This window comes from Psychrobacter sp. Ps2 (assembly GCF_022129405.1).
In the GTDB taxonomy this organism is placed as follows: domain Bacteria; phylum Pseudomonadota; class Gammaproteobacteria; order Pseudomonadales; family Moraxellaceae; genus Psychrobacter.
On sequence record NZ_JADQAM010000053.1, the window covers coordinates 117,338 to 141,641 of the forward strand.

Consider the following 24,304-nt stretch of genomic DNA (forward strand, 5'->3'; position numbering starts at 1 on the left):
CTACATAACGATGCGTTGCTTTTATTTTGATAGTTGCCGCTTAATCAGTTCGAGTACCTGCTGCGATACAGACTCTGGGTGCTCAAGTGGGAACATATGGCCACCCTCATGAGTCTCATAAGGGATACCCAAGCGCGACTTTATCTGTTGGGGAAACCGACGTTTTAAAAAGATACTGTCTTGACCGATAATCAAGGTAACAGGCACTTTGGGGCCACGATTCGGTGCCAACCAATACCAAGAAGGATTGGTACGGAATACTTCCACTTCACTAGCTTTAGGAATGGCCAGTGTCACTTTACCATCCGCGCGCTCATGCAAGCCATGATCGATATATCCTTGGAAGCTGCGCTCATCAAAGTTTTTAAAAAATCCTTTGTGCCGCATTTTTTCGTACGCTTCTGCTCGGCTGTCCCACACATCACGGCGATGCTTAGAGATACCCGCTGGTGACAATTTATCCATCAAACGCTTACTCGTTAGAGGCAATTTATCTACTGTCTTTGCCAAATGCCATAACAAGCTAACTTTGCCATAGATCCAAGGCGGATCCATAAGCACTACTTGAGCAAACAGCTTAGGCTCACGGTACGCTGCTTGCAATGTACACATGGCGCCAAGTGAGTGCCCCACGCCCACCACCTGACTGACGCTATGCTTCTCGCAGGCGGTTTTTACGCTATCGATCACCTGCTGTGTCAGACTGCGCCAATGATTATCCACTGGATAATCGGGCGTATCACCCAACATGGCAATATATTCAATCGTAAAAAATGCGGACAATCCTGCAAAAAACGGCTCATAGACAGCACTTGGCATGCCATTGGCATGGGCAAAATGTAATACAGGCTTTTTTGTTATCTTGGAGACAGGTAGCGCAGCAAAGGTCTGCAAATTGATTTCATCACTCATAATAGGCTCTCGTGGGATGGTTTATATATTATTTTTAATAATTCAACTGTATTTCATATTAAGGTAGTTTTTAGCACTATATACAATTAAGGCTGAGCATAATTATATGCTCAGCCCCAACAATCATACACAGTATATCTAAAATATTAAACGCTTAACGCATTTTTGCATTACCTTCTTCTTGGGGCAAAAACCCATCAAGACTCATGCTAGAGCCAATGCCTGCACCCAATTGTACCGCAAAGCGATCCATAAACATTTGGAACGGATCGGTAGGGCTATAGCTGATAATCGTATCAAGATCCAATTGTTTACTGAGGCTTGTGATACTGCCCGTTTTGTCTGCCAAACCTAACTCGATAGATTGCTCACCGGTCCAAAATAGTCCTGAAAACAGTTTGTTTTGTTCAGGATTTTTCAAGCGATCACCGCGGCCTTCTTTGACGGCATTGATGAAATGCTTGTGCGTATTAGCAAGCACACCTTCGACATGTTTTTCTTCGTAGTCAGTCAATGGACGCGACAAACTCAAGATGTCTTTGTACTCACCCGCAGTGATAGTACGATCTTCTACGCCGACCTTGTCCATTAGGCCTTTGACATTGTAACTTGGCATAATGACACCGATAGAACCAACTAAACTTGACGGATTGACATAAATCTCATCTGCGGCAGACGCAATATAATAAGCACCTGAAGCACCGATATCACCAATCACCGCATAAAGCTTTTTGTCTGGGTACTCTTGGCGTAAGTCCATCATGGTCTGCCAAATCTCATCAGACTGTACCGGTGAACCACCAGGGGAGTTAATATCTAGCGCAACGGCTTTGGAGTTACTATTTGCAAAAGCACTTCTTAGCGCATCATTGACATCGTAGGCGTTGGCCACGTCATCACTACTGATCACGCCTTGTAACTCCACCACAGCTAAATGCGGCGAGCTAGTATCTACGGCATCCATACCTGTTGGCGCGCTACTGCACCCACGACCTAGGGTCAAAAATATCAATAAAATATAACCAAAGGTTAATAATTTAAAGAAAATACTCCAGCGACGAGCGCGGCGCTGCTCGACCACACTAGCCAATAAGGTGTTTTCTAGCACCTTCCATTCTTGTCCACTCGGCGCGTTTGGTTGCTGCATTTGTGTTGGCTGATGTGGCGAATTATCAGGACGTTTGTTAGGGTCTGGTGGCCAGTTGGGCATATAACTTCCTAAGTCAGAAACAAGCTAAACAATAAAAAGATGAGATTTACAGATACCACTAGAAATAATGGTTTCTCTACCAAATCAGTCATCGGTATTCATGGGGTGCTAAGTATGGTTGTATTTCGACCATGGTTCAATAGTATAACTGTGAAATATCACTATATTGTAACGCTGGTAATATCAGCATTATTCTTGAGGGTTAGTAGTTTCGGCATTGGGAGTGCTATCAATGTTATTTAGCGATTTAGTTGTTTAGCAATAATGCCGCGTCTAAGGGTTTATTATCATAGGTTATAACTTCATCGACTCTTTGACGACTTATGGCATCAGCTGTAATTTGCGAGGTACTATGACCAAGCCAACGTGTATTTTTGAATAGCATGTCATCATTATTCGATTCAACTGAACATAGTAATGACCACAGTTGCCAAACGCGTTGATGAGTGTCAGCATTTAAAATCAAACGCGACTGGAAAGACTCTGACTGTTTGCCAGTTAACTGGTTAGATGCTACTTGTGCTTGAGGGCTGACAGATGAATTGACAGGTAACGAATTGAGTGGGTCTGCCGCATTGTATCTCAGAACGCGTATAGGCAGATTAGTATCAAGAGCAATCGTACAATCCCAAATGCTAGTGTCACCTATCTTGGTCCAACCAGTGATGGCCTGTACTGACAACTCATCGTTGGCCGACTGCCATGTTTTGCCTTGCTCACAACGTTGGGCACTGATAGTAGGCGTATTTTCAGATTGCCTAATTATTTTATAGGCTTGCTGAAATGTAGACCAACGATCAGAACGCCCTGCTTGCCAATATTGGCTAATGGTTAAGCGGTCATTTAATTGAGCAACGGTCGTCGGTAGTAATTCAGGATTTTTGGTATTAGCAATATTCTTATCGTCAGGAATTAACGTATCAGTCAGGCCAATACTACTGCTTTGTACGACAATACTCTCTAACTTATCGACAGATAAACTACCCAATTGCTGCTTTAAAGTTTCAGATAATTTGTCTGCTGTTAGGCTGCTTGGCATCGTTCGTGTAGATGCTGGTCTATGATCAGCTAAGAACAACCAATTGGTACTGTTTTCATTGACGGTAGGATATTGCAGCAATGCCACCGTTATATACGAATCACCCGTTGGTAGAATATATAGGGTCGGTACAGTTACCAGCGACTGCTGATTGGCATACACCGTCATCATCAGCAACGTTAATGGTGGTAACATCAACCAACGACTGAGTAAACCTCGTGGCAACAGCCAAGGCAATGCACTTAGCAAAGCCATCGATAGTATTGCTATATTAACTGGTGTATAGAGCCACGCATCCGTTAGCGCTGGCAATGACGTCAGCCAACTCATCAAATCGTGTAGATGACCAACTATCGTACTAATAATTACCCAAAGAATATCAGCAATACTCGGCACCAGAAGGTAACATAGTCCTGCTAATAGATTGAGCGGTACAATCACCCAACCAAATAGCCCAATAGCAAATAAATTGATAAAAAGGCCCCATAACGACGCCTTACCAAATAAAAGCAACGTAACGGGTAATAAAGTAAGAAACAGCCAAAACTGTAATTTAAACACATGCTTGACCATTCGCCAAACACGGTTAGATAGCGCGTTACTGATATGAGTACGTGGCTTATCATTGTATAAATTCGTTACAGCAGTAGTCTGATGCTGATACGACTTATCGTCATACTTGAGTAATAACGCCACTGCAATAAAAGATAGCCAGTATCCCGCCTGCCATAATACGTAAGGGTCACGCCAAGCCATCAACACAGCTAGAGCCAATAGCACGCGCATCGTACTGATAGGAAGCAATATCAATCTGACGAATCCAATCGCTAATAACATCCAAGCCGTACGAGCAGCAGGCACGTCAAAACCAGTAAATAGCGCATAAATAAAAGCGGCACCAATCATTACCCACCAACGCACTTGCCAACGCGGAATACGACGATAAATCGCTGAATAATTACGATCAAACAGCAGTACAACTATGCCTGCCAATACAATAGCTAAAAACAGTACGTGCGTGCCTGAAATAGCGAGCAGATGTGAGATGCCCGCCAGTTGATATAAGTCCTTAGTATCACGATTAATCAAGCTACGATCACCCGTGAGCAGACTTAATGTCACGGCTTTTGCTTGTTGCTCTGCTGTCGTTTGCGCTGACCAGTCTTGATAGAAATGCTGTCGTAATCGCCAACGCCCTTGATCAATACGAGTACGAAAGCGCTGAAGATATGAATCAGAGTCTAGCGACTGCTTCGAATATTTTTTATCGCTGATTTCATTGCTGATTTCGTTACTGTTTACCAATATAGGACTAACGGCCAAAATATTTGCAACGCCATCAATATGCCGACCTCGTAACCAGCGATAACTGTCAAAACCAGTAGGGTTATTGACTGCTTGCTCAGAAGTAGTCAACGGTGCCAGTGCTAGGCTCATGAATACCTCATCTCCAGGCTGCAAATCGTTTAAGGATGCAAACTGGCTATCATTTGCAGACTTTTTTGGATAGGCGTTAAGTAAGATTCTGTGTTCGCTAACCTTGAGAATAACTTCATTGAGATTAACATCGTGATTGATGCTTAGGCTATTTTTATTCGCATGTAAGTAGTCGGATGTTTTAGTTACTAACTCTTGAGGCGTTAGCTCAGCGACTAACGGGGCGATATTCGTTATCACTGCTACTTGTCTATAATTGCTATCTGTAGCGGCATCATAAACACTGTCACTCAACCCTTCGATACGCACGAGCGCTTGTACCCGCATCGGGAGAGTTATTTCAGTGGTTTCTGCTCGTTGATGAGTAACCAAAGCTTGCAATGCGCTGCCTATCACTAACGCAGTCGCTAACAAAGCTAAGACCAAGTGTCTAATAATTCGGAAAGGAAGTTTAGTATGACAAGATACGTCGTTAGAGGTACTGTTATCAGCGCTGTGGCTGTCTATCGAGGGTATGTTGAGTTGAGCAGAAGCCAACAGAAACGTAGCAAATACAATCAGCGCCAACGACAGATTGGATGGATCAATCATATCTAGCAAGGATAAGTCAGTTGGCATTATCACATTATCTGCGACTGCCAATACGCCCATCATAACTATAATTATTAGGCTACCAATCAACCAGTACACCAGCACTCCTTGCTTGATGACTTAAATATTATTCGGCCAAATATGGTTACTTACTATAGCAAATGACACGCGATGCAATAGCATTTATATTTATATTACCCTATACTGAGGCAACGTATTAGGTGGTAACTATCTGACACCACCATTCTGTGTGTTCTAACCTTTATCCTACTCACCATATATTACTTTATACCAGCTTCTCAATACCATTGAGTAGACTGTAGTTAATGATTAAAGGCGATCCTGTGCCCCAAAAACGTCTAAAAGACCTACTTCCTACACCAGAGAAAATCTTAGAAAGTCGCACTTTAAAGCTGTTTGCACCGCACTTGGCTGATCCAAGGTTATGGCATTTCAATCGACACAGCCTAAATAAGGCTGTCTATATCGGTGTACTAAGTGCATTTTTTCCGCTGCCAGGACAGATGTTACTGGCACTTATTGGCTCGCTTATTTTTCGTGCCAATGTCCCTATGGCGCTTGGTTTGACATGGATTACCAACCCAGTCACTAGCTTGCCCATCTTTTATGCTGGATACTATATCGGCGCAAAAATCATTGATGCACCTGTGATTAGCTTGCGATTCATCGGTAGAATGATTGCTGATTTTAGCTTATGGGCATTATCAAATGGTGCCAATCCGTTCATTACTTATCGCGGTACAGTATCACTTGCTGCATTTTGTATCGGATTAACGATTTTGGCCGTAGTCACCAGTCTTATTTGCGGTTTGGCATTTAAGGCCATTTGGCGTTATAAGACCGTAGCGAGCTGGCAGAAACGTCAGCAAAAACTTTCTGACGAATCTGACAAGTTATAATGCAATTTATCTTTGTTATATAGCTATAACGCTTACGCCCTAGCTAAGCTTAGCTAGCAAAGCTTATTCTTCTTTACTGTTCTCTATAGCATTCAAAACTTTGTCAGTGAAATTGCTATCCATCGGTACAATCTCAATGACTTCATCATTTTTGCAGAGCGTATAACGCTTACCTGTCGCGCTGTCTTGAACTTTTAGGTCATAATCAACCCCAGCTAAAGTAATGGCATCAAATACAGGTGTTAGTAGCTCAGTTTGCGCCTGTCTATCGAGCGTTTCGAACAAAGTTGGATCGATGTAAGGCTTTAACGGCTCATCACCCTCTTCTGCACTGCCAAAAGCCGCAATTGGATTATCATCTTCACGCATTTTACGCATCCTTATAAAATAGATAAGGCGGCTGGCTCACAACCGCTTAATCGCTAGTTTCTATGATATATTTTCTTAATAATACAACAATAACTCTTCAATATGACAGCCACCACATTCATGACAGACGCCAATAGATGCGTTTCAGTCAGTTTTTCGACCTAATACACAAAACTATTAATACTGTTCCCAATGCCCATTGCGTAGCAACAACTGACGGTCAGCAAGCGCCGCTAAATTGCGATCATGCGTCACCATAAGTAGCGCCGTTTGCATGGTGCTTTGTAGCTCTGACAACAGACCAAAAACGCTCTGCGCATTATCATAGTCCAAGTTACCTGTTGGCTCGTCCGCCAAAATAAGCGATGGCTTGGTCACTAGCGCGCGTGCAATCGCTACACGTTGACGCTCGCCACCTGATAGTTCACCTGGTCTATGCATCAGACGATGCTCAAGACCGACATTTTCTAGAATCTCAACTGCCTGCTTACGAGCATCAGTCGTTGATACTTCTGGACGCATGAGCAACGGCATGGCTACGTTTTCGATTGCTGTAAACTCTGCCAACAGGTGATGAAACTGATAAATAAAGCCCAAATGCTTATTTCGCATTGCACCTCGCTCAGTTTCATTCATGCTATTTAATAGCTGACCATGCAACCAAACCTCACCACTGGTTGGCGTATCTAGACCACCAAGCAAATGCAGCAACGTACTTTTACCTGAACCACTGGTTCCAACGATAGCGATGCGCTCACCCGCATGAACAGTCAGATCAAGACCAGTCAATACTTGTGTACTGACCGCGCCTTCATCATATATCTTATTGATATTGGTCGCCTCTAAAATGGCAGACATAGCGCTTCCTTTATTTTATTTATTTCGGTATTTATTTCGATATTTAGGCGTTTGCGATTACTCATAGCGTAGCGTTTGAGCAGGCTGAATCTTAGCCGCTCGGCGTGCTGGATAAATCGTTGCCAAAAAGCTCAGTACAAACGATGCACCTGTGATTAATACCACATCTAACAAACGCAACTGCGATGGCAAATAATTGACAAAATACGCATCAAATAGGTTTAGACCAAAGGCTTGGTTAATAAAGCCTAAAATATCGCTGACCGTAAGTGCAAATATCACACCCAGTATCGTACCAGCGATAGTACCGATAACACCGATGACCACACCTTGGACCATAAAGACTTGCGTAATCAAACGAGGAGAGGCACCAAAGGTTTTTAAGATTGCGATATCTGCTTTTTTATCGGTCACTAGCATGACCAGACTTGAAACAATGTTAAAAGCGGCAACTAAGATAATCAAAAATAGCAATAGGCCGACCATGGCTTTTTCCATTTGAATTGCCCCAAACAGATTGCCATGAGTTTGTGTCCAGTCATTTGGATATAGCTTTTCAGGTGCGATAGCAGCCGCTTTTTCCGCAGCTATCGGCGCAGTAAAGATATCGTTAAGCTTCATGCGTACGCCCTGTGCGCCTTCTGGTAAACGCAGTAACTTTGCCGCATCTCCCATCGGGATAAACGCCATGAGACTGTCTACTTCTGGGCTGATCGTAAAGATACCTGTCAGAGTAAATCGCTTAAATCGCGGTATCACACCTGCTGGTGATGGTGACGCCTCTGGCAATACCAGCGTCACTTTATCCCCTATTTGCAGACCTAAAGACTGCACCATCTCCTCGCCCAACACGATACTGAAATCACCACTCTTCAGGGTGTCAATACTACCTTCAATCATATGCTCGTTGATGATGGAGACGTTTTTTTCGTATTCAGGCTCGACGCCTGTCACCATGATACCTGCGACCTGACCATTTGATGTCAGCATCCCTTGCAATTGAATGAATGGTGCCACAGCTGCCACTTCTGGGTCTTCTTTGATCTGATCAGCGAGCTGTTCCCAGTCGCCAATAATTTCTGATGAGACCACAGTAGCCTGCGGTACCATTCCCAAAATACGGGTTTTCAGTTCACGGTCAAAGCCGTTCATCACTGATAGCACCGTAATCAATACGGCAACCCCAAGCGTCAGACCAATCATCGAGATGAGTGATATAAAGGAGATAAAGCCATTACTACGTTCTGCTCGGGTATATCGTAAGCCGATAAATAACGCTAAAGGACGAAACATATTCAAACTCTTTATCTTATCTACGTGCGACTTTATATAGGTTGCATAACGAGCAGTAGTAAATGCATCATACAGTTGCTACTGCTCACATATAAATCAAACACAAAAACAGGGTGTCAGACGAGCCAATAACAGCTGTCAAAAGGGAGCTAGTTTGACACAAACTAGCTGATATGTGCCAGTCATTAGCAACACCTGAGAGTATTTTTTACCAAAAAACTGGGTTTTGTTATTATTTTTTATAGGGGGCTTGCTATTAGCTGTACCAATACCTATATATTATATGCTAAAGACAATTGTCATTAACCCCTCATTGAGGTTTCTGATCTTTTACTAGCTAGGCTGCTGACCATCATAAACCAATCATTTAAAATGTTGGATGGTACACAAGCAAATATAGTATTAGATACAAACCTCACGCTGACTTAATTTTGAGTATTTTCATGACCATAAATTATCAATACAAAAACATTCAATCTCCCACCAAGATCACGTTGACCGATGAGCAGTCTGCAGGTCACGCCGATCACTGGCGTATTCTGACCGATGATATGAGTCATGATGTGCCTGAATGGCTACAAAAAATGATCGAAGTCGCCGCGATGCCTAAAGGCCTGAACAATAACGTCAGTGCAAAAGACAGCTGCCTGCTTTTATCAGAAGATCAGCCATGCCATATTAATCAAGTGCTGGCGATGAAAGATGGCAAGCCAGAATGCTTTATCAATGCTTATCCCTGTGTCGATAGTCCTTACGGATTGAACTGCAAAATTGAGCGTGTCATCGCCAATGATAACTCGCACGATGCCGTGTTACGTTTACGTACTGCTGATGGCAGCATTATTTATGCGTTTGATCAACTTTATACGACCAACCGTCATCTCTATCAACGCGACACCTCTTACTATGTCAACTTTAGTGCTTGGGCGCATGAAATTAAGCCAAGCGAGCAAAACGAAGTCATCATGGTCGAAGACCAAGAGTCTATCCGTTATCACCGTGCCTTTAACGACATCGTGGCGGCAAATGACGGAAAAATCCCTGATGACCTACAAGAGCAAATCAGCGAATGGAAACCTGAAACCAAAGAACAAATGGCACCTGTCGAGATTAACTTAGGCCATATGTGCGCTTACTTGTTTGGTGATACGCTAGGACAAGAAGACGAGGCTTGGTGTCAAGGTCAAGTCCTTGGCAAGCAAGAAACCGTCTTCAATGGTAAATCTATCATATTGTTTGACGTAGTGACGCTACGTGAGCAAGACGCAGATCCTTTTGTAGTGCGTATCGGTGCGCTCAACACTGCTGAAACCAATAGCATCAAAGTACATGACTACGTCCAAGCAAACGTATGGCTGCAAGCAGCAATATACAAAGAAAACCAATCAAATGCGACGCAGCAATCAAAAGCTAGCTAGTCTTTTTGAAAGACTTTCTACAGCTTTCATGCTGCTACTTATGTAATTACCCAATGAAAAAGCCCCTAATATGAATTAGGGGCTTTTTTGTGTCTTATGGATTCTTACAACGCAAAAACGTAACGTAAAAATCGTACAAATATACGATTAAGCCATCGTCGTCATTGATTTGATGCGAGTGTATAGCTCTTTTTGCTCTGCGCTTGGACGTGCAGTCTGTACGGCCATCAACTGTGACATATCACCTTCGACACGGATTTTGCCACTCATAAACGCACCCATGATTTGATTGGTATCAAAATCAGTGATGATAGACTGTAGAATATCGCGATCTAGTAGCAGTGTCGTTGTTGCATTATCGTTTAAGCCGCGATGCAGCAAACCATTTGCAAAATTGGCTTCGATAGTTTTATCAGCTTCAGCCACTTTTAAGTTGACGACCATATTGGCAAGTACTGGCGGTAAGTTTAACTCACCTGCTTCGTTGCCCATTTTTTCTACTTGCTCAAACCATTCATCTGTCAAAAAAACTGCCATATTATATTATCCTTAATTGATATTCTGTCAGACCAATATCCCTTGAGGCACTCTTGGCCTAACTATTAGAGTTATTAAAATGATTGCTATCAATAGACCTATGCGATGCATAGCCATTAATGACGTTCAGCCTCATTATAAAGGGCGACTTGATAAGAAGTAAAACCTATTTATCGGCTCAGCAATGTTATTGTTACAAAACTTCTTTGCAGGTCTACGCTTATGTTTAGCGAGCGTCTCCCCTATTCAATCAAAATGAGCATCTAGAATAGTGACAAAATTGTGTATAAAATAGAGGAGTAGCACAGCAATAATAAGTTGCTCGCTAACATTTATACCAAAGAGTTTGTATTTTGGCGCATAGTTCTGATGATATTTAATTAGGATTGCGTTACAATACCCTTAAACAGAGTCGGGAGTTTTAACCAAACATTACATAATCGTGTTTTTTGTCAGCCGCCGCTAGCATACATCTATGGTCAATGCGTTTTAATAGCCCTATAGATATGGGTATCTATCTTCATTAGTACAGATTTTTTCGTAATAATTAAGATACATATTTAGCCTTATGAGATGTTTGATGCTCAAAACGGCGCGTCTTCTTATTTACCTTGATGATCTATTAACAATCCTACTATCGATTGACCTTAAGTAAGATGTACGAAATGCCTATTTCTATTTATTAGTATTAACTAATAGACAGTAAGGGCCTAAATCGATAGTTAATGACGTCATTGCGCTAAATAAGCCAAAAAACAACATGTGTTGGCGCTAGTATAAATACAAATTTGAGAGTGTTTATAGTGCAGACAACATAGATTGTTGGTTAATTCTGTTGATAATTCGGGCTGTAAAGGAATCATCCAATGAGTTTACAAAACACAGCAGTCGCCCCAGTTGACCGTGAGTATGAAATTACTATCGTAAGATTTTTTACGATCATGGCTGTCGTTTGGGGCATCGTCGGCATGAGTCTTGGTGTGTTCATTGCTTCACAGTTAGCATGGCCAGCACTCAACTTTGACATTCCATGGCTGACCTTTAGTCGTTTAAGACCACTGCATACCAATGCGGTGATTTTTGCGTTCGGTGGCTCTGCCCTGTTCGCAACGTCTTACTACATCGTTCAGCGTACCTGTAAGACGCGTTTATTTGCGCCATATTTGGCTTGGTTTACCTTTTGGGGTTGGCAAGCGGTTATCGTATCCGCCGTTATTACCCTTCCTCTAGGTTTGACCTCAACTAAAGAATACGCTGAGCTTGAGTGGCCGATCGATATCCTAATTGCCTTGGTATGGATCTCTTATGCCATTGTATTTTTTGGTACGCTCATCAAACGTAAAACCTCACATATCTATGTGGCTAACTGGTTCTTTGCCGCTTTCATCATTACGATTGCATTACTACACATCGTAAACAGCATGGCGATTCCAGTTAGCGCGTTCAAATCTTATTCGCTATTTGGCGGTGCAACTGATGCGATGGTGCAGTGGTGGTACGGGCATAATGCGGTAGGTTTTTACTTAACGGCAGCCTTCCTTGGAATGATGTATTATTTCGTTCCTGTACAGATTGGTCGTCCTATCTATTCTTATCGTTTGTCTATCGTTCACTTTTGGGCATTGATTGCTTCATATATGTGGGCCGGTGGTCACCATTTGCATTATTCAGCGCTTCCTGATTGGACGCAGTCTCTTGCTATGGTCTTCTCAATCATCCTATTCGCACCATCTTGGGGTGGTATGATTAACGGTGTACTAACGCTATCAGGTAGTTGGGATAAGCTGCGTACCGATCCAATCATTCGCTTTATGATTGTTGCATTGTCGTTCTACGCGATGTCGACGTTCGAAGGCCCAATGATGTCTATCAAAACAGTGAATGCGCTATCACATAATACTGATTGGACAGTTGGTCACGTACACTCAGGCGCACTTGGCTGGGTTGGTATGATTACCATTGGTTCGCTATACGTACTGCTACCACGTATTTATAACAAACCGAAGATGTACTCTATCAGCTTAATCACCACGCATTTTTGGCTTGCGACTGCAGGAACGATTTTCTATATCGTGTCTATGTGGATCTCAGGTATTGGCCAAGGCATGATGTGGCTGGCTACTAACCCAGACGGTACTTTGGTATATAGCTTCGTTGATACTGTTGAATTCTCGCATTTCCCATATATTGGCCGTGCATTTGGTGGCTTCTTATATGTATCGGGTATGTTTGTTATGGCTTATAACTGCTATAAAACACTCAAAATGCCAGAAGGTAAGCCTGTAGATGTCGCTGATCCAACGGATCATGAACCTAGTGTCGAAAAACCTTCGACAGCTAACGTATAAGGAGCGATCATGGCTGGTACACCGCATGAAATTATTGAAAAAAATACAGGCTTGTTAGTCATTGGTATCGTGATTGCTATTAGTTTTGCAACGCTAGTTGAAATCGTGCCATTGATCTATGACAACAAGGGTCCTGAAGAAGGTGGGGTGAACGCTCCCCTTCCTGCTATGGAGCCTTGGACAGCGCTTGAATTTGAAGGTCGTGATATTTATATCCGTGAAGGATGTCACGTTTGTCATACTCAAATGGTTCGCCCATTACGTGCAGAAGTTGAACGTTATGGACCATACTCACGTGCCGCTGAGTCGACGTGGGATCATCCATTCTTATGGGGATCGAAACGTACTGGACCAGATTTAGCACGTGTTGGTGGCCGTTATTCTGAAGATTGGCAAAAGCAACATTTGATCAATCCACGTTCGCTAGTGCCTGAGTCAGTTATGCCAGGTTTCCCTTGGTTAGCGACTAACGAAGTAGATGGCGAAAACATTCAAGCTAAAATGCGTCTATTCCGCGATCGCTTCGGTGTTCCTTATACTGAAGAAGATATTGAAGGCGCTCCAGATGCAGTGCTTGGCGCTACTGAGCTTGACGCTTTGGTCGCCTATCTACAGCAGTTAGGTACCGCAATGGAAGGACAGCGCTAATGGGTATTGGTGAATTACAAACAATTGCGACCGTTTCTGCCTTTGTTGCCTTTGTAGGCGTTGCATGGTGGGCGTATTCGCCAAAAAACAAAAAACGCTTCGAAGAAGATGCACAACTTGCGCTTGATGACGAGGATATTAGATCTCTGTCTGAAGAGCAGCGCAATAAGGATAAACGATGACATTTTTTTGGAGTTCTTGGATCACTGTATTTAGTTTTGCTTGTTGGCTATTTATTCTTGGCGTCCTTTTGATGGTTCTAAAGTACAAGCCAGAAGTAGAAGAAGACGGTACAACAGGTCATGAATATGATGGCATCCGAGAATACGACAAACCCCTGCCCAAGTGGTGGTTAGTGATATTTTTTGGCTCAATCGTCTGGGGCATCGCTTACTGGGTGTTTTTCCCAGCCATGTTCCCTAAGCATTGGGACGGTATTGCCACAGTAGAAGTCGATGGCGAAACGGTACCTTGGACCTCTAAAAACGAGTTGTTCAGTGAACTTGAACAGAACAACAAAGTATTTACTGATAACTTTGAAAAAAGCATTTTGGTAAAAGCAGACGCTGCAGGCGCGACTACGACACTTGGTACGCTAAACGAGTTACAAGCGACCATGCGTCGTAGCGAAAACCCGCCAGCAGATCTACAGACTAAAATTGACGAAAAAGTTGCAGAACTTGCTCCTTATGTCGAAAAACTGTCTGAAAATCCAAATGCTTTAAAAGTTGGTAGCCGCTTGTTCCTACAGAACTGTTCTGTATGTCATGGCTCTAACGCTAAAGGCGCGACAGGCTACCCCAACCTAACAGACAATGATTGGTTATACGGCGGCGAAGCTAGCAATATTCTGACCACGCTACACAATGGTCGTATCGGTGGTATGCCTGCTTGGCGCGATCAGATCGGCGAAGACGGTGTACGTGCAGCATCTGAGTATGTATTGTCACTATCTCCAAACAACGGTAGTAAGAGTAACGGTGAACTTGACCAAACTTTGGTTAATCAAGGCGAAGCTATCTTTAAGCAGCAGTGTGCACTTTGTCACTCTGAAAGCGGTAAAGGTATGATTTCAGCAGGTGCACCGAACTTGACTGACAATATCTGGTTATATGGCGGTGAGCGTGAGACTGTACGTAATACATTACGTTATGGCCGTGCTGGCGTTATGCCTCAGTGGGAAACTAAGCTAGGTAACGAGCGTATCATGCTACTTGCTGCTTATATCTACTCACTATCAGATAAAACAGGCAAATCACCTGAAGCAGCACCAGTTACTGCTGCTACTCAGCCTGTAGCAACTGAAGAAGCAACTGCTAACTAATACGTTGTTACTGTACTGAATATGGACGAGATTTAATGAAGGGAGAACTGTTATTGCAGTTCTCCCTTTTGCGTATAGCGGTATTGTTTTTTATTTAGAAATGACAATGATGAGTGGCTATCAACACTAGAAATCGTTCTCATATATTCGTTGCTTTTTACGATTATCACCCCATTATTAGTAGGGAGAATGTTAGAATAGCTATTTTTTAAAATAGTCTATTGGTCATGGCTTTATATCGCTCTGACTCAATCACATAACACGATAGTCAATTTCGCATAAATCAGATACAGGCTTGTTTAGCCTACTACTTGTAGTACCTTTACTCCCCTTGCCTGTATCAAGGTTATGTTGAACCGACTATATTTACAATCGATCATTTGGTAAGCAGATTAGAAAGTTTTTTATCGAATTTTTTATCCGCTATTTACTGACATTGATAACATCATACACTCATATACCTCGACGCTAGAGGTGTTTGTTCATCATGCCAGCAGACTGATTCTTTTTTTAAAGAGGCACGTTTATGTCAGCACAACAACCCAATAAAATTCCTGTACAACAAGTCGATCTTGATGCAACCAAGCATCGTGTGCATCCGAGGTTTGTAACAGGTTTTTATCAAAATATTCGTGTCATCACGATGTATGCTCTTTTGGCGGCTTTTTTACTTTTGCCATGGCTGCGCTATAATGATAGACAAGCGATATGGTTTGATGTGCCATCGCAGCATTACTATATTTTTGGCATGACGTTTTTGACGCAAGATTTTTACTTTATTGCTGCATTTGCCATTATTGCCGCGTTTACGCTGTTTATGGTGACGGTATATGCAGGACGCGTTTGGTGTGGTTACGCCTGTCCTCAAACGATATGGACCCATCTATACCAATATGTTGAAAAATGGGTAATTGGCGATCGTAATAAACGCATCAAGTTTGATAAAGCACCATTAAGTGCGAGCAAGGTATTCAAGCGTACGGTTGTTTATTCAATTTGGTTTTTGCTTTCTGTGATTACAGCAGCGACCTTTGTTAGTTATGTGGCGGGAACAGACTCTCTATATCATAGCTGGCAGTCAATAGGAGTAATTCCATTCCCTGACTGGCCAACGTGGGTATGGGTTTCAATGTTTATCTTCACCTTCGCTACTTATGCCAATGCAGGCTACATGCGTGAGCAGATGTGTGTACAGATTTGTCCTTATGGCCGCTTTCAGAGTGTGATGTTTGATAAAGACACATTGATCGTATCTTATGATTATGAACGCGGTGAGCCACGCGGTGCCCGTAAAAAAGGCACAAATCCAGAGCACTTAGGCGATTGCATTGAATGTACCATGTGTGTGCAGGTCTGCCCTACTGGTATCGATATTCGTGATGGTTTGCAAGTTGGCTGTATCCAGTGTGCAGCTTGTATTGATGCCTGTAACGAAGTGATGGACAAGGTCGGCTATCCGCGTGGACTGATTCGTTATACGACCGAACGTCAGTTAGCAGAAAAAGAGCCAAGCCGCGTACTACGCCCACGATTATTTGCTTATTTGACGTTATTAGCTGTGCTATGTGGCGGTGTTATATATGCGCTGACCGATCGCGTGCCCTTAGAGATTGATATCCGCCGTGACCGTAATCAGTTGTCGTCTATCAATAATCAAGGCATGATCGAAAACAGCTATATCGTCAAGCTAACCAATAAGACGCAGGATGCTCATACCTACACGATAACACTAGCACCGCAAAAAGGGTTGAGTTTAGAGCTGCGCTTTAATGATGTACCATTAGAAGCTGGCGAAAGCTTTGATATGCCAGTCAGTATTTATGGTGATCCTGATGTGATAGAGTTTGGCCAAACGCCTGTCACGCTAAATGTGAGCAGCGAAAATGGCAAGTATAAGGTAAGTAAGCAAAATATCTTTACGACCCAAGGTCAGTAAATTACTGACTTATCCATTATTTAGTTTTATGTATCTCATTCGGTAGTCTAGCTAGTTCAAGTAGTTAAATAACTATTCTAGCTAAAGACTATCGAATAAATTTTTTACCATTAAACTGGTAGCGCTTAGCCGCCAAATTATCCGTTGATACCATTTATAGATGTCTAATGAACGGCTATCTATTGAATGCGTATCTGATGCATAGGTATTTTATGTCTACTCCAGCACCGAACTTTAAACATCAAGATAAGCAGCCATGGTATAAAAATTACATGGTCGTTATCTTTGTGATTGGCATGCCTGCTGCGGTCGTGATCGCTTGTATTTGGTTTGTTTATTACTCTTACCAGATCCGTGATAGCGTGGTACGTGACGACTGGTATATGGATGGCAAAACGCTCTATCATGATGTATCCCGTGATAAGCTCACGTATGACTTAGACTTGCATGGACAAATGCAGTTTGCAGAAAATGGCGATATTGTGTTTTATCTTAACTACCCTGAGCAAAGCGTCCAGTCAGGCAAGCTGCTAAACGGCACACCACTTACTTATCCTGATACGTTGGAACTTTCTATTTCTCATGCAACGGATATCAAAAAAGACCGCGATGTTGTCCTTAAGCATGTTGAGGGCAATAAATACAGTGCACAAGTCGATATTGATCCTGTAAAAGCCAAGTATTACCTACAGGTTAGCAACGACGGTAAAGATGATTGGCGTATGCAAGATGTCGCAAAACTGCCTCGTTCAAAGGTCAGCTTTGACCCACTACCAGTTTTTGCTAAGAGTTAATACTGTTAGTAGCACTTAGACGTGAAAAAACCAGCCACTCGTCAGAGATTGGCTGGTTTTTTTTGAGCTATTTAATATAGCCCTAATTCATAAACTACTAAATCACAGGGTTAATCGTTGGAATTTTCTGTGCTTTACGCTCGTTTTGTGCGGCTTTATCCGTCTCTGTTGAATAAGGCTTATCACTAGCGAACTTAGGATTGAACGTTTGCGTCCTTGGCGATACAGGTAAACCAATCTCAGCCAAACTATCTGTCTGACCAGCTTGAATATTGTCGCCTTCAAATAAACGCTCATCATTATCGCGATCAAGACTGAGTGTTTCAAAATCAAACAATTCACGATCAGCTAACTGTGATGGCGCGACGTTTTGCATGGCCTTAAAGATAGAAGCCAAACGCTGCGGATGAGCATCATCCCATTCACGGAGCATATCGTTGATGATGGCGCGTTGTAGATTGGTCTGGCTACCACACAGGTTACAAGGAATGATGGGAAATTCTTTTAATTTGGCGTACTCAATGATGTCTTTTTCTTCGACATAAGCCAATGGGCGAATCAGCATATTTTGCTTGTCATCACTCAGCAGTTTGGGCGGCATGGATTTGAGCGCACCACCATGGAATAAATTCAAAAAGAAGGTCGCTAGCATATCGTCACGATGATGGCCAAGGGCAATCTTAGTCGCGCCAATTTGTTTAGCAAAGCCATATAGTGAGCCGCGGCGCAGACGAGAGCACGCAGAGCAGTAAGTCTTGCCTTCTGGCACCACACTTTTGACGATGCTATATGTGTCTTTTTCTAAAATATAGTGGGCAATGCCCTGCTCGTTTAGATACGCAGGTAAAATGTCTTCCGGATAGCCTGGCTGCTTCTGATCAAGATTGACAGCGACGATATCAAAATGAATCGGTGCAATGCGTTTTAGCAGCAATAAAATATCGAGTAAGGTATAGCTGTCTTTACCACCCGAAACACAGACCATCACCACATCGCCATCTTCGATCATATTAAAATCGCGGATTGCCCAAGAGACTTGGCGACGCAGCTTCTTTTGTAGTTTACGAAAGTACGCTGATTCGGTAGGTGCTTGCGCATCGGCAAACTGCTCATCAATCATGTCCTCATCATTGCCATCTTCAGAGACGTCATCGTACTCTCTACTGTCAGTACTGATGTCTAAAGCCTGAGTATCAAAGCTCGTTGCATCAGATACATCATCAGCTTGAGAAGGAATATTTGGCGTAAATAAGGTTGCTGCGGTCATAAGTTACTCAATATCTTTATAAGGGTGGTTTTACTATAAAGCGATTTGCGATAAGGCTTTTAAAGCATTATCACCAATGTTATGTGACTGATACTTTAAAAGCTGCGATTATAACAAATATTGCTAACAGATTGAAAAGATGACAGTAATACCGACTTTATTTTATTACGATGCTGTTTAAATTTGCTTTAGCAGCTTAGTGACGGGTGATTGGTCGCTTCGTGGTTCTGTAGTAGACGTATTTTTGCTAAAATAGCCGTTTTCGTAAACCAATAATAGATATCACTATGACTAACGTTACTTTGCAAAACACCCCCAATCAAGTATCAGATGCTGATTTAGCTGCCCTTACCAAAAGCCAAAATGCGGTTGTCCTTTTATCTGGCGGTCTCGATTCGGTGACTTGCTTATATTGGGCAAAAGCACGCTATGCATCAGTGACAGCAGTCAGCTTTAACTATGGTCAGCGTCATAATAGTGAACTTGTGGCCGCAAAGACCATCGCTGAGACAGCAGGCGTCAATCATAGAATCATCGATATTGATATCGCACAACTGGGTGGCTCATCATTAACAGACCACAGTATGATCGTGCCAGACGGTGATTCGGACAAATTCCCTAGCAAAAAGCGCGACGAAATCGATAACGACGCTATTCCTAATACCTACGTGCCTGCGCGCAACACAATATTCTTATCGTACGCGTTAGCAGTCGCCGAAGTCGCTGATGCAAATCATATTGTCATCGGTGTCAGCTCAGTTGACTATTCTGGCTATCCTGATTGTCGCCCAGAGTATATAGCTGCCTTTGAACATATGGCCAATCTCGCGACAAAAGCGGGCGTTACTGGTCATCGCTTATCGATTCAAACGCCATTGCAGCAATTATCAAAAGCCCAAACTATTGAGCTTGGTCTGTCATTAGGTGTCGATTACGGCCAGACGATTTCTTGTTATCGTGCAGATGCCAATGGTCTTGCTTGCGGTGTTTGTGATAGCTGCGCACTGCGTCGTCAGGGCTTTGCCCAAGCTGGCGTAACCGACCCTACTCATTATCAGTCTTAATTAATTTTAGTCGGTCCTATATAGACTGGATACAGTATAAGGCGCGCTTATTCCACTATCCTTCCTTATGTTTAAATCATATCGAACCGACTATGTATCAACGCTAAATATTGCGTGGAATGGTGACACCCATCAACATTCGCGCAACATTCGCTTGCATTAACACAGCACGTCGTTCTTGTATTCTAATCGACATACTTGCTATCGTATGAACGATTATATTTATCGAAAGATGTACCTGACGATATCGGTCACTCATATATTGATGAGTTGACTTTGCATTGAGCAAAAGATAAAAAATTGACGCTACCCGTAAGAGGAAATTTATGAAGTTGTTGCCAGTACTACCCCTAGCCTTAGCGGCCCTGTTTGCCATGCCACAAGCCAACGCTGCTGACATTAAGCAAGACAATATCAATTCATGTGTCAATGGCGCAGTCAAATACAAAGTCGCTGACAAAAGCAACGCAACCAAACTATGTAACTGTACTATTGGTGTGCGCAGCAACATGACTATCGGTCAAATGTGGGAAATCGAAAGCTACGCACAAGACAAGAAAGATCCATCTGGCCTGCCATATGTGAAAGCGATGCAAAAAGATTTGCAGCAGTGCACCGTTGGTTTGGATTTGAAGAAGCCGCAAAAACCTGCTTAATCTCTAATCGTTTGATATACAAAAGACTGGCCATTGCCAGTCTTTTTTGTTGCCAATGAATGGGCAAAGTGTAAAACTGATTATTTATTTCTACTAATCTGCCTATAATAAGAACACTATAAATAGAACCATCATTAAGCCAATACACATAACTAAAACTAATAAGGATTTTACAATGGCCAAGCCAACAACAGAAACCATTCACCTACCTGATTTTCCAGTAACCATAGTACGCAAACTTGCTGGTAACTTTATTCATGATGAAATCAATCTAAAAGAAATGGTCGCCAATACCGATAAAGGCCTTATTCTCTATTTTTATCCCAAAGACAACACGCCAGGCTGCACCACACAGGCAACAGAGTTTACCTCGCACCTTCATGACTTCGATGAATTGGGCTACGATATCATCGGCGTCTCTCGTGATAGCGTTGAATCTCATGAAAAGTTTATCGACAAATATGACTTACAGATTCCACTCATCAGTGACGCTGATGAAAAGCTATGCCAGTATTTTGACGTTATCAAAGAAAAAAATATGTACGGCAAAGTTACGCTAGGCCTTGTACGTTCGGCATTTGTATTCAATAAAAACAGTGAACTGACTCATGCACAGCGTAACCTACGTGCCAAAGACTACACCAGCCGCTTACTGACTATATTAGCGCCGTAATTACTGGTTCCGTAATTAAGTCAGTATTATTGACGTTATAGTTAAATCAATACTTATAATAAGAACGATAAAAATCGAATAAAAAATATAAGCCAAGCATTCAGTCCATTACTGAATATAACTTTGCCCCTATTAGAGAATAATATGAATAAACAATCTGACACGACCACCGACGATACGTCGAAAGAAGTCACGCGTAAAGTATCTGTCGCTATTATCGGCGCGGGTACCGCAGGTCAAAACGCTTTTCGCCAAGCAAGTAAAATCAAAGATGACGTAGTCATTATTAATGAAGGGTTTTGGACCACGACCTGTATTGCGGTCGGCTGTATGCCTAGTAAGCTGCTAATTGCAGCGGCGGATCGCGCACATGATGCCAACCATTCTGCTGAGTTTGGTATTTATGCAACCGCGCAAATAGATGGTAAACGAGTCATGGAGCGTGTGCGTGACGAACGCAGTCATTTTGCCAGCTATATTAAAAAACAAGTAGACAGTTGGCCTGATCATAAGAAAATCGACGGTCGTGCTCTTATTAATGAACAAGGGCTAATCGAAGTCAATGATGAGCTGATTGTTGCTGAGCAAATCATTGTCGCCACCGGTAGCTCGCCGTTTATTCCTGATGGGTGGGCGGATAAGCTTGGTGATACCATGCTCACGTCTGATAGTGTCTTTGAGCTTGAAGATTTGCCAAAAACCATGGCTGTCGTTGGTGCTGGTGCTATTGGTCTAGAGCTTGCGCAAGCACTCACACGCTTGGGTGTGGAAGTTACGCTGCTAAACCGTGCCAAACAAGTGGCTGGTCTAAAAGATGATGATATTAATAATAAGGCCATGGATTGCTTAAGTCATGAATTAACCATGCATCTAGGCAGCGAAATTACCGATGTAGGAACAAAAGCAGATGAAGGTAATAAAAGTGCGTTTATCAAATATGAAGACAGCTCTGGTGAGTCTCAGCAATGGCAAGGCGAGTACGTATTAGTTGCTACTGGTCGTCGCAACAATATTAAGCAGCTAGGTGTTGAAAACTTAGGTGTCGAGCTAGACGATAAGAACCGTCCAAAAGATTTAAGTAAAAAAACAGGCCAAATTGGCAACTTAAACGTCTATATCGTTGGTGATGCCAATGCTAATATTCCGTTACTGCATGTGGCTAGCGATGAGGGCTATAGTGCGGGCAGTATGGTCTGCGAGAACACAGAAGCGGCCTATATTCGCCCACCTGCGACTCCGTTTTCTATCGTATTTTGCTCACCGCAAATCGTCAATGTTGGTATGTCGCTACCAGAGATTCAAAAAGATTCAGAACTCGAATTTGTTATCGGTAGTGTGAGCTTTGATAATCAAGGACGTAGCCGTGTGATGGGTGTCAACTGCGGCTTACTACATATCTATGGTTGCAAAAAGACAGACAGAATTTTGGGCGCTAGTATGGTCGGCCCTGACGCTGAATATATCGGTCATATACTTGCTACAGCAATTACCAATGATCTGAGCATCAAAGATATGCTCGACACCCCTTTTTATCATCCGACGATACTAGAGGGACTACGTACGGCGTTACGTGATGTGCAGTACAAAATGGAGATACCTTTCCAATCTTTAGACACCCAAAAGGATAGTTCTTAATCGACCATTTAGCTAACTCCTCAAATCAGCAATGCCTTTAAATTAATAGTAACTAGTCTTAACCATTACTTTATTTGATTACCTTGACGACTTGAGGTAATTTATAAATAGATATTCGTTTATAATTTTTTGTACAAACACATCCTGCATGGACGAAAAAATGCCAATCGCTAGTGTTACCGACTTTTTTGAAGAGATCGTTCGCGACTTACATACTAGCCTATATCTTGCTCTCGGCGGCTCTATAGATGAAGAGTCACTTAATTGGTCCTCTCAAGCAGTAGAATTGGCGAGCACTGGCATCAAAATCCTAATACTGCTTGCGGTATTGGGATTTTTTTATTGGTTGGCCAATTATATTCTTAGACAAAGCCGCGCCAAAATTAGACTAAATGAGCGCCGCACTAAGATTATCCGTTCAGTTTTGCGCTATGTCTGGATTGTCGCCAGTCTGATAGCGATTATGAGTCAGATAAACTTTGAACCAGAGACCATCAAAGCCACCGCGAAGGCAAGCACTTGGGCAGGTATCTATTACGTACTTTGGGCATCATCAGGACAAATCATTCACAGAGTCCTACAGCATTATGGTCTCAACGCTTCCATAGAGCAGCTACTCAAAAATATTTTATCTGTACTACTATTGGTACTCGGGCTTGCCAGCGTCATGGCGCAATTTGGTTTTGACATTGTATCGTTAGTAGCGGGCTTGGGTATTGTTGGTTTGGCAGTAGGTTTTGCCGCTCAATCGACGCTTGCCAATTTTATCGCTGGTATCACTATTCTGCTTGAGCAGTCTTTTCAAGTCGGTGATTGGATTCATATCAATGACAATGAAGGGCGCGTAGTACTTATCGCGTTGCGCACCACTCATATCCTCACTCGAGACAATATCACTGTCATTATCCCAAACTCCAACGTTGCCTCCTCCGAGGTGATTAACCTGACGTCCAAAAACTTTATCCGTTTTGATATTCGTGTGCGTATCGCGTTCGAAGATGATATTGAGACGGCTCGTAAGGAAATTTTGCAAGTACTCAGCAATACCGATGCGGTGCTTAATCGTCCTGAGACCTCAGCGACCGTGGCAGAAATTGGCGAGTACGGGGTGTTCTTTATCGTACGTTTTTGGGTCAAACCAGCAGCCGTTGCCCGCATCCCCAAAATCAAAGAAGTGCTGCAAGAAGAAATTAAAATTGCGTTTGATGCTGCCAACATTTCTACGCCCTATCCGCATATGCGATTGCTGATGCCAAAGGATGTTGACTACCCTATCGCAACCAAACCCTTTGCGACCACCACTCAAATCGTCCCAGAGGAATTACCGCTGACGAAGGGTGAGTAGAGAATTTATTTTTACGTATTTAGCTATCAC

General features: G+C 42.7%; 21 protein-coding genes. 13 read left to right on the plus strand and 8 right to left on the minus strand.

Annotated elements, in window-relative coordinates; genetic code table 11:
- Positions 1-21: 21 nt before the first annotated feature.
- From I3254_RS07945 to I3254_RS07955, 3 genes are all read right to left on the minus strand, one after another.
- A complete protein-coding gene (locus I3254_RS07945; RefSeq protein ID WP_101205705.1) occupies positions 22-912 on the minus strand; it encodes an alpha/beta hydrolase in 891 nt (296 codons plus the stop codon).
- Between the two features lie 154 nt (positions 913-1,066).
- Positions 1,067-2,122, minus strand: coding sequence for a signal peptide peptidase SppA (sppA, locus tag I3254_RS07950; RefSeq protein WP_238052409.1), 1,056 nt, complete (start codon positions 2,120-2,122; stop codon positions 1,067-1,069).
- A gap of 247 nt (positions 2,123-2,369) precedes the next feature.
- On the minus strand, positions 2,370-5,288 hold the full coding sequence (locus tag I3254_RS07955; protein ID WP_238052410.1) for a ComEC/Rec2 family competence protein: 2,919 nt from the start codon (positions 5,286-5,288) through the stop codon (positions 2,370-2,372).
- A gap of 245 nt (positions 5,289-5,533) precedes the next feature.
- On the opposite strand from I3254_RS07955, the gene I3254_RS07960 reads away from it, so the two are divergent.
- Complete coding sequence (locus I3254_RS07960) at positions 5,534-6,109, plus strand: DUF2062 domain-containing protein (protein ID WP_238052411.1); 576 nt, start codon at positions 5,534-5,536, stop codon at positions 6,107-6,109.
- Positions 6,110-6,172: 63 nt separating this feature from the next.
- Here I3254_RS07960 and I3254_RS07965 read toward each other — a convergent pair whose 3' ends face one another.
- The 3 genes from I3254_RS07965 to I3254_RS07975 all read right to left on the minus strand — a co-directional run bounded on the left by I3254_RS07965 (position 6,173) and on the right by I3254_RS07975 (position 8,629).
- Positions 6,173-6,478 (minus strand): hypothetical protein, encoded by a 306-nt coding sequence (locus I3254_RS07965; protein WP_057760791.1) that lies wholly within the window; start codon positions 6,476-6,478, stop codon positions 6,173-6,175.
- Positions 6,479-6,655: 177 nt separating this feature from the next.
- Positions 6,656-7,336 carry a lipoprotein-releasing ABC transporter ATP-binding protein LolD gene (gene lolD, locus I3254_RS07970; RefSeq protein ID WP_057760792.1) on the minus strand — a complete coding sequence of 227 codons (681 nt, stop codon included), beginning with the start codon at positions 7,334-7,336 and terminating at the stop codon, positions 6,656-6,658.
- A 57-nt stretch (positions 7,337-7,393) separates the two neighbouring features.
- On the minus strand, positions 7,394-8,629 hold the full coding sequence (locus I3254_RS07975; RefSeq protein ID WP_102092330.1) for a lipoprotein-releasing ABC transporter permease subunit: 1,236 nt from the start codon (positions 8,627-8,629) through the stop codon (positions 7,394-7,396).
- A 443-nt stretch (positions 8,630-9,072) separates the two neighbouring features.
- Here I3254_RS07975 and I3254_RS07980 point away from each other — a divergent pair, with 443 nt between their 5' ends.
- Entirely contained in the window at positions 9,073-10,047 is a 975-nt protein-coding gene (locus I3254_RS07980; RefSeq protein WP_238052412.1) for a hypothetical protein, read from the plus strand.
- Between the two features lie 147 nt (positions 10,048-10,194).
- On the opposite strand, the gene I3254_RS07985 is transcribed toward I3254_RS07980, so the two are convergent.
- On the minus strand, positions 10,195-10,584 hold the full coding sequence (locus I3254_RS07985; protein ID WP_057760797.1) for an SCP2 sterol-binding domain-containing protein: 390 nt from the start codon (positions 10,582-10,584) through the stop codon (positions 10,195-10,197).
- An 866-nt stretch (positions 10,585-11,450) separates the two neighbouring features.
- Between I3254_RS07985 and ccoN the strand changes: the two genes are divergently transcribed.
- The 6 genes from ccoN (at position 11,451) to I3254_RS08015 (ending at position 17,634) form a co-directional block, all read left to right on the plus strand.
- Positions 11,451-12,932, plus strand: coding sequence for a cytochrome-c oxidase, cbb3-type subunit I (ccoN, locus tag I3254_RS07990; protein WP_057760799.1), 1,482 nt, complete (start codon positions 11,451-11,453; stop codon positions 12,930-12,932).
- A 9-nt stretch (positions 12,933-12,941) separates the two neighbouring features.
- Positions 12,942-13,580, plus strand: coding sequence for a cytochrome-c oxidase, cbb3-type subunit II (gene ccoO, locus I3254_RS07995; protein ID WP_057760802.1), 639 nt, complete (start codon positions 12,942-12,944; stop codon positions 13,578-13,580).
- Positions 13,580-13,762 carry a cbb3-type cytochrome c oxidase subunit 3 gene (locus tag I3254_RS08000; RefSeq protein WP_238052413.1) on the plus strand — a complete coding sequence of 61 codons (183 nt, stop codon included), beginning with the start codon at positions 13,580-13,582 and terminating at the stop codon, positions 13,760-13,762. Before ccoO ends, I3254_RS08000 begins: the two co-directional genes overlap by 1 nt.
- Positions 13,759-14,904: a c-type cytochrome gene (locus tag I3254_RS08005; protein WP_238052414.1), complete on the plus strand. Its 1,146-nt coding sequence runs from the start codon at positions 13,759-13,761 to the stop codon at positions 14,902-14,904. Before I3254_RS08000 ends, I3254_RS08005 begins: the two co-directional genes overlap by 4 nt.
- Positions 14,905-15,430: 526 nt before the next feature.
- Positions 15,431-16,840, plus strand: coding sequence for a cytochrome c oxidase accessory protein CcoG (ccoG, locus tag I3254_RS08010; protein ID WP_101205713.1), 1,410 nt, complete (start codon positions 15,431-15,433; stop codon positions 16,838-16,840).
- Positions 16,841-17,052: 212 nt separating this feature from the next.
- Positions 17,053-17,634, plus strand: a complete 582-nt coding sequence (locus tag I3254_RS08015; protein ID WP_057760810.1) for a FixH family protein — start codon at positions 17,053-17,055, stop codon at positions 17,632-17,634.
- Positions 17,635-17,731: 97 nt separating this feature from the next.
- On the opposite strand, the gene ttcA is transcribed toward I3254_RS08015, so the two are convergent.
- Complete coding sequence (gene ttcA, locus I3254_RS08020; protein WP_238052415.1) at positions 17,732-18,901, minus strand: tRNA 2-thiocytidine(32) synthetase TtcA; 1,170 nt, start codon at positions 18,899-18,901, stop codon at positions 17,732-17,734.
- 287 nt (positions 18,902-19,188) lie between these two features.
- Here ttcA and queC point away from each other — a divergent pair, with 287 nt between their 5' ends.
- The 5 genes from queC (at position 19,189) to I3254_RS08045 (ending at position 24,274) form a co-directional block, all read left to right on the plus strand.
- A complete protein-coding gene (gene queC, locus I3254_RS08025) occupies positions 19,189-19,965 on the plus strand; it encodes a 7-cyano-7-deazaguanine synthase QueC (protein WP_101205716.1) in 777 nt (258 codons plus the stop codon).
- 326 nt (positions 19,966-20,291) lie between these two features.
- Complete coding sequence (locus I3254_RS08030) at positions 20,292-20,621, plus strand: hypothetical protein (RefSeq protein WP_238052417.1); 330 nt, start codon at positions 20,292-20,294, stop codon at positions 20,619-20,621.
- A 175-nt stretch (positions 20,622-20,796) separates the two neighbouring features.
- Positions 20,797-21,294 carry a peroxiredoxin gene (locus I3254_RS08035; RefSeq protein ID WP_160020998.1) on the plus strand — a complete coding sequence of 166 codons (498 nt, stop codon included), beginning with the start codon at positions 20,797-20,799 and terminating at the stop codon, positions 21,292-21,294.
- Positions 21,295-21,438: 144 nt separating this feature from the next.
- Complete coding sequence (locus tag I3254_RS08040; RefSeq protein ID WP_238052419.1) at positions 21,439-22,929, plus strand: dihydrolipoyl dehydrogenase; 1,491 nt, start codon at positions 21,439-21,441, stop codon at positions 22,927-22,929.
- A gap of 160 nt (positions 22,930-23,089) precedes the next feature.
- On the plus strand, positions 23,090-24,274 hold the full coding sequence (locus I3254_RS08045) for a mechanosensitive ion channel family protein (protein WP_238052421.1): 1,185 nt from the start codon (positions 23,090-23,092) through the stop codon (positions 24,272-24,274).
- Positions 24,275-24,304 lie beyond the last annotated feature (30 nt).

What these genes read in the sequence shown, in the direction of transcription:
- I3254_RS07975 (WP_102092330.1), bottom strand. Translation starts at nt 8,629, where the DNA reads ATGTTTCGTCCTTTAGCGTTATTTATCGGCTTACGATATACCCGAGCA.
- I3254_RS08030 (WP_238052417.1), top strand. Translation starts at nt 20,292, where the DNA reads ATGAAGTTGTTGCCAGTACTACCCCTAGCCTTAGCGGCCCTGTTTGCC.
- I3254_RS07945 (WP_101205705.1), bottom strand. Translation starts at nt 912, where the DNA reads ATGAGTGATGAAATCAATTTGCAGACCTTTGCTGCGCTACCTGTCTCC.
- I3254_RS08040 (WP_238052419.1), top strand. Translation starts at nt 21,439, where the DNA reads ATGAATAAACAATCTGACACGACCACCGACGATACGTCGAAAGAAGTC.
- I3254_RS07985 (WP_057760797.1), bottom strand. Translation starts at nt 10,584, where the DNA reads ATGGCAGTTTTTTTGACAGATGAATGGTTTGAGCAAGTAGAAAAAATG.
- sppA (WP_238052409.1), bottom strand. Translation starts at nt 2,122, where the DNA reads ATGCCCAACTGGCCACCAGACCCTAACAAACGTCCTGATAATTCGCCA.
- I3254_RS08035 (WP_160020998.1), top strand. Translation starts at nt 20,797, where the DNA reads ATGGCCAAGCCAACAACAGAAACCATTCACCTACCTGATTTTCCAGTA.
- lolD (WP_057760792.1), bottom strand. Translation starts at nt 7,336, where the DNA reads ATGTCTGCCATTTTAGAGGCGACCAATATCAATAAGATATATGATGAA.
- ccoG (WP_101205713.1), top strand. Translation starts at nt 15,431, where the DNA reads ATGTCAGCACAACAACCCAATAAAATTCCTGTACAACAAGTCGATCTT.
- I3254_RS08005 (WP_238052414.1), top strand. Translation starts at nt 13,759, where the DNA reads ATGACATTTTTTTGGAGTTCTTGGATCACTGTATTTAGTTTTGCTTGT.
- I3254_RS07980 (WP_238052412.1), top strand. Translation starts at nt 9,073, where the DNA reads ATGACCATAAATTATCAATACAAAAACATTCAATCTCCCACCAAGATC.
- ccoO (WP_057760802.1), top strand. Translation starts at nt 12,942, where the DNA reads ATGGCTGGTACACCGCATGAAATTATTGAAAAAAATACAGGCTTGTTA.
- I3254_RS08000 (WP_238052413.1), top strand. Translation starts at nt 13,580, where the DNA reads ATGGGTATTGGTGAATTACAAACAATTGCGACCGTTTCTGCCTTTGTT.
- ttcA (WP_238052415.1), bottom strand. Translation starts at nt 18,901, where the DNA reads ATGACCGCAGCAACCTTATTTACGCCAAATATTCCTTCTCAAGCTGAT.
- ccoN (WP_057760799.1), top strand. Translation starts at nt 11,451, where the DNA reads ATGAGTTTACAAAACACAGCAGTCGCCCCAGTTGACCGTGAGTATGAA.
- I3254_RS07965 (WP_057760791.1), bottom strand. Translation starts at nt 6,478, where the DNA reads ATGCGTGAAGATGATAATCCAATTGCGGCTTTTGGCAGTGCAGAAGAG.
- queC (WP_101205716.1), top strand. Translation starts at nt 19,189, where the DNA reads ATGACTAACGTTACTTTGCAAAACACCCCCAATCAAGTATCAGATGCT.
- I3254_RS08015 (WP_057760810.1), top strand. Translation starts at nt 17,053, where the DNA reads ATGTCTACTCCAGCACCGAACTTTAAACATCAAGATAAGCAGCCATGG.
- I3254_RS08045 (WP_238052421.1), top strand. Translation starts at nt 23,090, where the DNA reads ATGCCAATCGCTAGTGTTACCGACTTTTTTGAAGAGATCGTTCGCGAC.